Genomic DNA, 12,086 nt, shown 5'->3' on the forward strand with positions numbered 1-12,086 from the left:
TACACAACCAAAAGTATATATAATATAAAAATGCAACTTTCTAAAAAATGAGATAGTCCCAAAAAAAGCCGAGAAGATGCAACCTTAAAGATTTGAAATCTCAACGATCCTGTTAGAATTTTGGACAGGGTCAAAAGAATTGAAATATTCATATTAGCCTAATATTACGATTTCTGATCTATTCCAATTCTCCTGATCAGACAGATTTCCTATGAGGGGTTGAGATGAACGAGACCATTCGGACTATTCTGGGCAAAGTCGGTGGCTTACAGGTTGCCGTTACAGAGATCGCGGCAGATGCCGATCTTTACGCACTGGGACTGTCTTCCTTTGCTTCCGTGCAGCTGATGCTCGGTATCGAGGAAGCCTTCGACATCGAATTTCCCGACCACTTGCTCAATCGCAAATCCTTTGCCAGCATCGAGGCCATCGAACGCACGGTGCGCCAGATCCTGGAGGATCGGAAGGTCGCCTGATGACCGTTCCGGCCACTCACGCCCTTGAAATATCGCTTCCCCAAGGTGATCTTGCTGCCCGCGCGGCGCGCGTTGCCGCCATTGCGGCACACTATGCCGAGGATGTCGATCGCCAGGGCCGGTTTCCGCGCGAGACCGTGGATGCATTGAAGGCGGAGCGCCTGCTCGGCATCCAGATCCCCGCGGAGCTTGGCGGTGAAAATGCCGGATTTGCCGCAATTGCGGAGATCTGCACCACGCTTGGCCAGGCCTGCGCCTCCAGCGCGATGATTTTCGCCATGCATCACATCAAATGTTCCAGCCTCGTGGAACATGCTCAGGACAATTCCTGGCAGCGCAGCTTCATGGCACGGGTCGCTGATGCACAATTGCTGCTCGGCTCCGCCACGACTGAAGGCGGCATTGGCGGCAATATGCGCAATTCCATCTGCGCCATCGAGATCGACGGCGACACCTGCCGGCTGGAAAAAGACGCCACGGTGATTTCCTATGGAGCAGAGGCCGATGCGATCCTGATTACCTCGCGCGCCCATAAGGATGCCGCACCGTCCGACCAGGTGATGACGGTATTTCTCAAGGGCCAATATAGCCTGGACAAGACCGTGGACTGGGACACGCTCGGCATGCGCGGCACCCGGTCCGATGGCTTCCTGTTCAAGGGCGAAGCGCCAGCCGTCCAGATCCTGCCGAAGCCCTTCGCCGACATTGCCGCCCAGTCGATGCTGGCCGCCTCCCATATTCTATGGAGCGGCGTCTGGTACGGCATCGCCGTCGATGCCGTGGCGAGAGCGCAGAGTTTCGTACGCGCCGCCGCCCGCAAGAGCCAGGGTCAGATGCCGCCTGGTGCCTTGCATCTGGCGCAAGCCGCTAATCTGTTGCAGGTGGTCCGCTCCAATGTCGTTGCCGCGCTGAAAGCCTATGAAGAGGCAAAATACGATGGCGACAAGCTGTCTTCCTTCGGTTTTTCGGTGACGATGAACAATGTCAAGATTGCCTCGTCCGAGACGATCATCGACATCATCAACCAGGCCATGCTGATCTGCGGCATCATGGGCTACAAGAACGGCACGGCCTACAGCCTTGGCCGCCACCTGCGCGATGCGCATTCGGCCCGGCTGATGATTTCCAATGACCGTATTCTCGGCAACACCTCCAATATGTTGCTGGTTCATAAACTCGACACACGTCTGCTGGGGTAAGCAAATGGATAGTCAAACCAATTTTCTCGACCGGCTGTTCGAGGCCGGCCTGCTGATCGATACTGGCGTGGACGGGCTTTATGGCCGCAGCGGCCAGTTTGAAGATGTGATCGCCGCTTTCGAGCGGTTGATCGACCGGTTCGGTGGCGCGGATGGCGCCGAAGCTCTGCGTTTTCCGCCAGGCATGAACCGGGCCTATTTCGAGACCAGCGGCTATATGAAGAGCTTTCCGCAACTGGCCGGCACCGTGCACAGCTTCTGCGGCAACGAACTCGATCATGTCAGCCTGCTGAAATGCATGGATGCCGACGAGGACTGGACGAAGGACCAGAAAGCGACGGATATCGTATTGACACCCGCCGCTTGCTATCCGCTCTATCCGACCATTGCCAAGCGTGGCCCGATTGCCGCCTCCGGTGCGCTGTTTGACTTGCAATCCTATTGTTTCCGGCATGAACCCTCCACCGACCCGGCCCGCCAGCAGCTGTTTCGCATGCGCGAATATGTCTGCATGGGTTCAGAGAGCCATGTCACCGATTTCCGCCAGACCTGGATGGATCGCGGCCTGAAGATGATGGAAGAGGTGGCATTGCCTGTCGAAATCGACATTGCCAACGATCCGTTCTTTGGACGCGCGGGCAAGATGCTCGCCAATAACCAGCGCGACCAGAACCTGAAATTCGAATTGCTGATCCCGATCACCTCAGTCGCCAAGCCCACCGCCTGCATGAGCTTCAACTATCATCAGGATGCTTTCGGCAGCAAATGGGGCTTGAACCTGGAAGACGGTTCGGTTGCCCATACCGCTTGCGTTGGCTTCGGTCTGGAGCGGATCGCGCTGGCGCTGTTCCATCACCACGGGCTGGACGTCAAGGCCTGGCCGCAATCGGTGCGCACCGCACTCTGGGGCTGACGATGACCACGGTCCTGCCGCTCGATCCGGCCCGCTATACTCCCCATCTGCTGCACTCAGCCGAGCGTATGTGGCCGGAAACCAATTGCTATGTCGATCTGTGGATCGAGGTCCTGTGCGTGCTGGGCCTGCCACCGGAGGCCATGCTGGGCTTTACCCTGACCCAGGATTTCGAGGGCGACCAATTCACCTTCTTCAAGGTGCCACTGGAAGATCTCGAAGCGCTCTACGGCATTCGTGTCACGGAACTGGCGATTTTCGACCGGGCTGAGGCGCATGTGGCCCAGCAGATCAGCCGTGGCCGGTTGTGCCTTGTCGAAATGGACAGCTACTTCATGCCAGATACGGCAGGTGTCGGCTATCGCCAGCACCATGGCAAGACCACGGTCGGCGTCAACCGGCTGGATCTGGCGGGCCGATCAATGGATTATTTCCACAACGGCGGATTTTTCCGGCTGGAGGCCGAGGATTTCGACGGAATTTGGCAATTAGCAGCACCAGAGACCGCACCATTCCTTCCCTATACCGAATTTGCCAAATTCCCCGAAACCCGGCCAGATGAGACGCATCTGCGCGCCGTCGCCAAGCGGCTTTTCGCCTTTCACTTTGCCCGCCGCCCGCAAGGCAATCCCTTTGCAGGATTTGCAGAGGTGTTTCCGGCCCAGGTGGAAGCCATCGCGGAGCGGCCCTTCGGTTATTTTCATACCTATGCCTTCAACACGCTGCGGCAATTCGGGGCGAATTTCGAGCTTTTGGCCAGCCACCTGAAATGGCTCGCCGCAGACGATCGCTATACGAACGAAATTGCCGAAGCATTGCGGATTTCGGAACTGGCAAAAACGGTTCAGTTCCAACTGGCCCGTGCCGTCACCCGCAAGAAATTCGATCCGCTGAAAGCAGCACTTGACCCCGCCATTGACGCATGGGACAGGCTGATGACGGGGCTTGCCGACAAGATGGCATAAGGCCAGATCTGGTCATGCAGGCGCCATCTTGCCGTTATGAGGGACGCAGTGCCGATGATCACCTATCTCGATGCCGACATCCGCCCGCTGGAAGCCGGTTGGACCTTGCTGGTCTGCGAGCCAGGCACCTATGACAGCCCGAAAGCATTGCACCGCCCCAGCGCCCGCCTTCAGGCGCCCGTTCCAGACACCGTCGCCCAGGCGCTGACCAAGGCGGGCCTGTTCGACCCGGATCATCCAAGCCCGCTGCATGGCAAGGACATATGGTATCTCCGCCCCCTGACCGGCGAACAACCGGGCCCGGCCGTGCTGCGCTTCGAAGGCTTGGCGACCATTGCCGAGGTCTATTTGAACGACAGGCTGATCCTGTCATCGGATAGCATGTTCGAGGCCCATGATGTCGATGTGATCCTGACCGGCTCGGACGACGTGTCGATCTGCTTTCGCGCCCTAAGGCCTCATCTGGAAAGACGCGGGCCAAGAGCCCGCTGGCGCCCGCAGATGATGAGCGACCAGGGCCTGCGGCTGGTGCGCGCAACCGCCCTTGGCCATATGCCTGGCTGGTGTCCTGACATTCATGCGGTCGGGCCGTATCGGCCAATCAGCCTGATCCGCCCGGGCGCAAGCACTATAACCGATCTCGCGCTGCACTCCGATCTTGAGGAAGACGGCACCGGCCTGCTTGACATCGCGTTCCGGCTGACAGGCACTGTGACAGCCATATCCGTGACATGCGCGGGCGAGACGCTCCACCTCAAAGCCGATGCCGACGGCCATGTCGCAGGCCAGCTTCGTCTTCCCACCGTCGCTCCCTGGTGGCCGCGCACCCATGGCGAGCCGGTGCTGCATGATATTCGCCTGACGCTGGATGGAAGGTCGCATTCGCTTGGTCTTACCGGCTTTCGCCGTATCCGGATCGACCGGGACGCGGATGGCAAGGATTTCGCGATCTTCGTCAATGGCGTGAAAATCTTCTGCCGGGGTGCCGTCTGGACCAATGCCGACATAACCCGCCTGCCCGGCACCGCCGAGGATTATGCGTCCTGGCTGAGCATGGCCGCAGATGCTGGCATGAACATGATCCGCATCGGCGGCACCATGACCTATGAAAGTGCTGATTTCTTCAGGCTCTGCGACCGGCTGGGGCTGATGGTCTGGCAGGATATCATGCTGGCCAATTTCGATTATCCCGCTGCCGACGAGGCATTTTCCGACCATATCCGCCGGGAAGTGGAGCAACTTTTAAGCACTGTACAGGCGTCTCCCTCACTGGCAATCCTGTGCGGCGGCAGCGAAGTCTATCAGCAGGGCGCCATGCTGGGCCTGCCGGAAACCAGCTGGAAAGGCCCTGTCTTCACCAGCCTTCTGCCGCAGCTCTGCGCGCGCTTTGCACCGCATCTGCCCTATGTGGAAAACTCGCCGATGGGTGGCGCAATGCCCTTCAGCCCAGATACCGGCATCACCCATTATTACGGCGTCGGCGCCTATTGCCGCCCGCTTGAGGATGCCCGCCGCGCCCATGTCCGCTTTGCCGCCGAATGCCTGGCCTTTGCCCATGTCCCCCAGCAACAAACGCTGGACAGGCATTTGTCCGTGTCACCGGTTCATGATCCCCGCTGGAAGGCACGCGTGCCGCGAGACCGGGGTGCCTCCTGGGATTTCGAGGATATTCGTGACCATTATCTCGCCCTGCTCTACGATGTCGATCCGGCCAGGCTGCGCCGGGAAAATCCGGCGCGTTACCTGCATCTGTCGCGGGCGGTCAGCGGAGAGGTGCTGGAGGAAACCTATGCGGAATGGCGACGTCCCGGCTCATCCTGCAATGGCGCACTGGTCTGGACCTTTCAGGACTTGACCATCGGTCCCGGCTGGGGACTGGTGGATGCGACCGGTACGCCGAAACCCGTCTGGTACGCAGCGCGGCGCGCCTTCACCCCCATCCGCATCACCATGACCGACGAAGGCACCAATGGGCTTGATGTGCATCTTTGCAATGACACGGTGCGCGAACAGACTCTGACCCTAGATCTCACCTGCCTGCGCGACGGTAAACAGCCGGTTGTGGCCGCCAGGCGCGCCGTCACCTTGACGCCGCGCAGCAGCATAACACTGCATGCCACCGATGTGTTCGGAGCGTTTTTCGACACGACCTACGCCTTCCGCTTCGGGCCGCCCGCCCATGACGTCACTGTGGCGACCCTGAGCAACGCGGAAAACGGCGAGATCGTCAGTCAGTCCTTTCACTTCCCGCAAGGCCGCGCCCAGGCCATGCATGACGCAGAGATCCGTACCTCGCTCTCGCAGGAAAAAGATGGCTGGTGGCTGATGCTGGAAACCGACCGGCTGGCCCAATCGGTCCATATCGCCCTGGAAGACGGCCGCAGCACTGACGATTTCTTTCATCTGGCGCCAGGTTTTACCCGACGGGTCAGACTTCTCACACAGGACAAATCCAACCAGGACAAACCCAGTGGCGAAATCCTCAGCGGCTCGGCCTCACGACGCTTCCGGTTCTGAGACGGGTTCTTTGCCTGCGGATAAACCGGCTTTGATCTGCTGGGCAGGCAATTTCGACGCCTGGACCGCCAGTGCCAGCGCCTTGATTTCCTCGAAATAGCGCTGCTGGGCAGCGGCGGGAGAAAAATTATGATCCGTCTCCGCCAGAATGTCCGTGCGGACATTGGGATAGCGCTCCAGCTTGCGGCCCTGCGGGCCGAAATGCTGATAGAAATGGTCAAGACCAACGTCTTGCTCGCTATAGAGCAGCACCAGCGGCGTCTTTCGCTTTGCCAGTGCGGCAAAGGCGACGCGCACGGCCCGATGTTCCAGCCGGACATCGCGGCTGAAGACCTGGGCGAGGCCAAGGCGGTTCAACACACGACGCACGCCAACCAGAGCGAAATTGCGGGTCGCGTTCTTCACATCCACCTTGCCCCGCCAGAGACGTCGCAAGGTTTGCATCTGAAACAGCCGATGCTTGTAGGTATCGAGCGAACGCGGCACCACGGCTAGCCCGTCTTCCACCCGCCGTCTCTTATCCCAATAGAAGACGAAGGGATTGACCAGGCAGGCTCCGGCAATTCGGTGATCCTTGGTCATGCAGGAAAACCCGAGATAACCGCCACTGCACCGTCCGGCCACCACGGCGGGCAGCAGTGCGCGCTCTTCGAAAACGGCAAGCGCGGCTTCCACATCGTCATATTGGGTTTCGGCGTAAAGCACCTGGTCCGGCAGGCCCGGCACCGGCGGGCTGTCGCCGACATTGGCAACATCGAAGCGCAGAGAGGCAATACCGTCGCCTGCAAGCTTGCGCGCCATGGCGACACCCGAGCGTCCCCATCCCGCACTGCGGTCATACGCAGTGTTGAGCAACAGAACGCTTGCGCCACTGCGGGGTCCAGTCGGCTCGCATAAAATACCATAAAGCCGTTTGCCCCGGCCAAACCGAAGGGCCGTCTCGCGAAAATCCCCGCCATCCAGGTGCGCCTGATCTTCGTCCTGTACGGATACTGCTGAAGGATCGATAGCCAACGGACGCTTCTGCTCGCCAAGCGCTGCCGCCCGGCGAACGATCCAGCTGATGACATCTTCAGCCGCCACCATGGGCATTCGGGCCATGGCAGGATTGCCGACCATGGCATCATAGCCCGGATAGTCGATGGTCTCGACGCGGGCGCCTTTCGCTTCAATCTGCTTTGCCATTTGCCCGTCGCCGGGCCGATCCGCCCGGTTGACGAACAGATGCGGGATGGAGCGATGCGGCTGCACGGCGGAAAAATCGGTATTCTTCAAGGCCGAGGCCTTTGCATCCGGCATCACATGCCCGGCAATGGCCGTCATCCCGCTGAGGCGCAAATGTTCGGCCAGGCCCAATCCGTCATCGATGACCCGCGCCCAGAACTGCAATTCCCTCAGATAGGCACGGCCGGAGGCCACGGGTGCCATGGCGACAAATCCCGCCAGTCCCTCGAGGTCAGCCGCCATGCCCACGCCAAGCGATGCGCCCAGCCCATGCCCCAGCAAAATCACCGGCAGGCCGCCGGTCTTTTGGGCAAGCACGTCAAGGGCCAAGCGTATCGTATCCTGCCAGAGCGACAGGCCAAGACTGCGGTCCGGCGGATCCAGCGCGTCGCCCGTACCGGGATAGTCGAAGCGCAGACTGGCGATGCCCTCGCACGCCAGTTCTTCCGCAATGATGCGGAACAGCTTGTGCGTACACATTTCCTCAAAGCCCCAGGGCTGGAGAAACAGCACCGCGCATTTGCGCACCACACCCTGTTTGGCACCCTCCGCCGGCTGATAGAGCCCGAAGGTGCCAGCAAAGCTGACCGGCTGGGCCACAGCATGCTGGTGCGGCTGAAGCCGCTGGCCAGATGCCGGGCCAACCCGCTCGGTTATCGCTTCCATCAACCTGCCCTTTCCTTGCCCCACGGCACTCTCTCAAAAACGGCTACTGCATAATTCCTTAAATCTCCATGGATTTAAGGGGAAAATTATTTAGCATATATAAAGGACACCAGCAGACCTTGTTCCAACCGTCAGGACAAAGCATGCCGTAGCCCCCCTCAGCTCCGGTTGGGTGTCACGGTCAGCAACCTCAAAACCACATTCAAAGGCCCCGCCAGCCGGTTTGGCAAACGGGCGATCAGCCCTGCCATGACCGCCACATCCGCCTCCGGCACGGCCCGCAACAGCCGAAGCGCAAGGCAATAGACGCTGACGGCACCGATAATGGCAAGGACAAGGCCACCGATACCCGGCACGACATCCTGCACCGCCAAAGCCGCTGCCGCACAACAGCCAGCGGCTACAGTAACCTTGAAAAGACTGAACCCCAGCGGCGCCAATGACCCTTCGAACCGCATCCAGCGCAGCATCGCCAGGCTCATGGCGGTAAACACCACGATCCGCACGAAAGCCGCACCTTCTCCGCCATAAGATGGCACAAGCAAAACATCCCCGACCAGCATGATAAACGCACCGCCCAGCCCGACAAACAGTCTCTGCCGGATTTTATCGAGGGCAAACAGATATTGTGTCGCCACCTGACAGGCAACGGCAACCGGCACAGACAGCGCTAGCAGCGTCAGCATCGGCGCGCTTGGGGCAAAGGCATCGCCAAACACCAGCGTGACCAACCGGTGCGACACCGCCGCCAGGCCCAGGCTCATCGGCAGCGTGAAATAGGCCAGGCTTCGCACCACGCTTTCAAACATCGCCACAGGCAACCGTCCGCCCGGCGCGCGGTGCAGATGTTCGGCATAATAAGGCACGAGACTGCCGGACAGCTGAATCGGCACCTGCAAGGCGAGATTGGTCAGCGAGAAGGCCACGGAATAATAACCGACGGTCTCAATGCCCTGATAGCGTTGCAGGAAGAACAGCTCGATCCGGTTCAGGAAGATCGAATCCACCATGAATTCCAGTGAGAGCACAAAGGAGGATCCGAGCAGGTAACTCAGTCCGATGCCGCAGCTTTTCACCTTGTGGCGCAACAGGGCGGCAGCGAAGAGAAACTGGGAAATATAGGCCAGAACATAGCCAAACAGCGCACCTGGCACGCCGAACAGCAAGGTACCCGCGATGACACCGACCAGTTGCAGCAGCCCGGCCGTCAAGGTCATACGGAAGAAAATATCCACCCGCTGTTCACCGATCAGGTAATTCTTGGCAAACATCCCGATGGCCTGCGTGGCAAACAACAACGCCGTCACCACCAGCACTTCAGGCGCGGTTTCTGCCCAATGCCTGGCCTCCGCCACCCAGAAAAACAGGAAATAGAAGGTCAGCAGTAGCAATGTCGAGCCAACCACCGGCCAGAGCAGATAGGCAGCGAAACCTTTACGGTCGCTTTCGCCATAGCCCTGCCCCTTCAACTGCGGCAGAAGACGCAATAAAAGCACACCGGTGCCAAGTTCGGCCACCAGCGCCGCTGTTGAGGCTAGCCAGACGGAAAAGGCAATGATGCCATTGGCTTCCGGCCCAAGAACCCGTGCCGTGAAGATCGAGCATATGAATCCCGTCGCCAGCAGGGTCAATCCTGCCGCCGCATTGAACGCGGAATTTGCGACAATTCCATTGCTCATTGGCTCACCATGTCCCTGGTGTTCTGCGTGTCCACAAGGCCACCATCCATTCCGTCACCCCGCAAACAAGACATCGACCGTCTCGTCCCAGCTTAAAACACCATCCGTTGCAATCGTCTGACGATCAAATGCCCCTGCGGCTGAAAACGCCGCACGGATCGATGCCGGATCAGCGGGGTCATAGCCCATGACATGGCTCCGCCCCATGGCGGCAAAATGCGGCGCGACAATCGGCAGGTGGCAATAGCTATACTGGATCATCTTCAGACTCGACTGGCTGAGATAATCGGCGCTTGCCCCATCCCGGTAAGGTGCGATGCCGAGATCGGCGAATTTGATGAACGGCACGATCCGCTCGAATGCCTGTTCGCCATGCGCGACGATATTGGGCAGCACCCGGCGCGGCAATGCCTTGGCACCGAACAGATGAAAGGTCCAGTCCGGGTTGGCGACAGCCATAACATCGATGGCATCGGCATCAAACAGCATGTCGCCAACGCTGACGGCATGTTTGCTGCCTTGATAAGCACCGGCTTGATAGGGGTTTTGCTTGGCGGCATTGAAAGCCGCCTTGTCAATGCCATGTGGCAGGTAAAGCAGCGGCGCATCTGCGGGGAAATCCGCCCGCAACGCCTGCGCCAGCACATGCACGCTATCGTAAAGCCCGATGGTCTTGGCAAGCGTCCGGTATACAGCAGGCGGCACGCCAATGGTCGAAAGCCGGTCCGCGGCATGGTAGGTGATCCGGGCCTTCGGCGCATGCTGGCGAAGCACCGGGGCAAGCAGCGGCGAAGGACCACTTTCCACCAGGATATGGGTATAGGAAGACAGCGCGTCGCGGACCGCTTTGGGCAAAAACGCACCGACGCGCGAAAACAGCGGATCGGCCAAGCGATTGAGCCAGGAAAATTTCAGGTTCATGGGATGGAAAAGCTGAAACCAGATGAATTGCCGCAGTCCCTCGCTCAAACCCTCCCATTGGTTGAGGCGATGCGTGCGGGCAAAGGCGTAACGCCCGTCCTTCAGCAGCCGGCTGATCGGGCTGAGCCGCCAGACCAGGAAATCCACCCTGTCGCCCCGCGACAGCAGGCTGTGTGCCATGAAATGCAGATCGACCTTACGCGGCGCATCGGCGAAATGCTGCCCGGTCACGATCAGAACATGACGGCGCGCCTTAACATCAGTCGTCAGCTGGGCATTGCTCATGCCGCAGCCTCGTGTCCGCAGCGGTGAATGGCAGGCAGGGCGCGCCGGTAAAGGGCAATGTAACGCTCCGCAACGCCTTCCCAGGAATAGCGATTGACACCAGCGGCAAGCGCATGGCGCAGCTCGGCACCCTCGGCTTCCAGCCGGGCAAACGCCGTTTCAATCGATGTCGCTGCGCGCGCGGCATCGGCAAAATCGGCAAGCTCAATGCCAGAATGCTGGGCTGCGAGCGCCCGGTAGGCATCGTTTTCATGCAGAACAGGCACCAGACCGGCGCTCATGGCCTCCACGGCCACCAGGCCGAAACCTTCATAATCGGATGCCGAGGCAAAGATCGAGGCCTTGGACATCAACTCGCCCAGAAAGCGATTATCGGGTTGCAGATGCAGGCCGACATGATCAGCCAGACCATTGGCGTCGATGAGCGCGCTGACATCCTGCGCGGACAGATCCGATGGCGAACCGGCAATATCAAGCCGCCACTGCGGATCGCGCTTCACCAGCACGGCCATGGCCTGCAACAAATGATCAAGCCGCTTGTTGACCGAAAACCGGCCAATCGTCACGATCCGTTTCACCGGCTGGCGCGAGGCCAATCCAGAAAATTTGCTGGTATCGACGCCATTTTCAATCAACACCGAGTGCCTGGGCTGAATGACCCTAAACAAGGCCAGGTCCGAGGCGCTACAGCACACCACAGACCGATATGCGCTCGCCGATAACCGGGTCAGGCTGCTGAACCACATCTGCTTGATCGCGGCGAATTTACGGGTGTGGAAAAAACCGCCATGGGTGGTCGCCACCATGGGAGCGCCATGTAGGAAGCGACCGATAGCCAAAGCATCGAAAAAGAAATCCACCCCATGGACATGGACAAGATCGGCATCGCGGATATGGCGAAAGGCAGAAAACGCCAGCGGATAACGGCTGCTGCCGCGATAAGGCACGCGCACCACTTCGACGCCATCAATCACTTCGCGCGCTGGCAGGATTTTGCCGGGATCAGAAAACAGCCGGTCAAGCGTCACGACCCGCACCCGGAACCCGCGTTGCAACAGTTCCCGGCTCAGGCTGGAGACCACATCTTCCAATCCGCCCCGGCCCGGCGGATATTGCCGCACCACCTGGACGATCAAAGGTGCGGATGAGGGCTTGGCCTCCCTTGCCGCTCGCCTTGCGCCGATGATCATGCCAATACCCCCGGGTTTAAACGGAAAGAACCTCAATTTCCTGATTGTTTG

General features: G+C 59.5%; 9 protein-coding genes. 5 read left to right on the top strand and 4 right to left on the bottom strand.

Translation table 11 applies throughout. From position 1 onward, the window contains the following. Nucleotides 1-224: 224 nt before the first annotated feature. From AVCG78_RS13425 to AVCG78_RS13445, 5 genes are read left to right on the top strand one after another with little or no spacing between them, the layout of a single operon-like run. Nucleotides 225-476: an acyl carrier protein gene (locus AVCG78_RS13425; RefSeq protein WP_012654282.1), complete on the top strand. Its 252-nt coding sequence runs from the start codon at nucleotides 225-227 to the stop codon at nucleotides 474-476. Then, nucleotides 476-1,675: an acyl-CoA dehydrogenase family protein gene (locus tag AVCG78_RS13430; RefSeq protein WP_071203279.1), complete on the top strand. Its 1,200-nt coding sequence runs from the start codon at nucleotides 476-478 to the stop codon at nucleotides 1,673-1,675. The genes AVCG78_RS13425 and AVCG78_RS13430 overlap by 1 nt, the downstream gene beginning before the upstream one ends. Before the next feature lie 4 nt (nucleotides 1,676-1,679). Further along, the gene (locus AVCG78_RS13435) at nucleotides 1,680-2,588 is read left to right on the top strand and encodes an amino acid--[acyl-carrier-protein] ligase (protein WP_071203280.1); all 909 of its coding nucleotides are present in this window, start codon (nucleotides 1,680-1,682) and stop codon (nucleotides 2,586-2,588) included. 2 nt (nucleotides 2,589-2,590) lie between these two features. Beyond that, nucleotides 2,591-3,553, top strand: coding sequence for a DUF1839 family protein (locus AVCG78_RS13440; protein WP_012654279.1), 963 nt, complete (start codon nucleotides 2,591-2,593; stop codon nucleotides 3,551-3,553). A 54-nt stretch (nucleotides 3,554-3,607) separates the two neighbouring features. Further along, nucleotides 3,608-6,070: a glycosyl hydrolase 2 galactose-binding domain-containing protein gene (locus AVCG78_RS13445; protein WP_071203281.1), complete on the top strand. Its 2,463-nt coding sequence runs from the start codon at nucleotides 3,608-3,610 to the stop codon at nucleotides 6,068-6,070. Here AVCG78_RS13445 and AVCG78_RS13450 read toward each other — a convergent pair. From AVCG78_RS13450 to AVCG78_RS13465, 4 genes are all read right to left on the bottom strand, one after another. After that, nucleotides 6,050-7,960, bottom strand: coding sequence for an alpha/beta fold hydrolase (locus AVCG78_RS13450; RefSeq protein ID WP_071203282.1), 1,911 nt, complete (start codon nucleotides 7,958-7,960; stop codon nucleotides 6,050-6,052). The genes AVCG78_RS13445 and AVCG78_RS13450 overlap by 21 nt on opposite strands. 158 nt (nucleotides 7,961-8,118) lie before the next feature. After that, the gene (locus AVCG78_RS13455) at nucleotides 8,119-9,639 is read right to left on the bottom strand and encodes a lipopolysaccharide biosynthesis protein (RefSeq protein WP_071203283.1); all 1,521 of its coding nucleotides are present in this window, start codon (nucleotides 9,637-9,639) and stop codon (nucleotides 8,119-8,121) included. A gap of 54 nt (nucleotides 9,640-9,693) precedes the next feature. Continuing rightward, entirely contained in the window at nucleotides 9,694-10,845 is a 1,152-nt protein-coding gene (locus AVCG78_RS13460; protein WP_071203284.1) for a GumK N-terminal domain-containing glycosyltransferase, read from the bottom strand. Continuing rightward, nucleotides 10,842-12,035, bottom strand: a complete 1,194-nt coding sequence (locus AVCG78_RS13465; RefSeq protein ID WP_071203285.1) for a glycosyltransferase family 4 protein — start codon at nucleotides 12,033-12,035, stop codon at nucleotides 10,842-10,844. Before AVCG78_RS13465 ends, AVCG78_RS13460 begins: the two co-directional genes overlap by 4 nt. Nucleotides 12,036-12,086 lie beyond the last annotated feature (51 nt).

This window comes from Gillisella vitis (genome assembly GCF_021559775.1).
In the GTDB taxonomy this organism is placed as follows: Bacteria; Pseudomonadota; Alphaproteobacteria; order Rhizobiales; family Rhizobiaceae; genus Allorhizobium; species Allorhizobium ampelinum.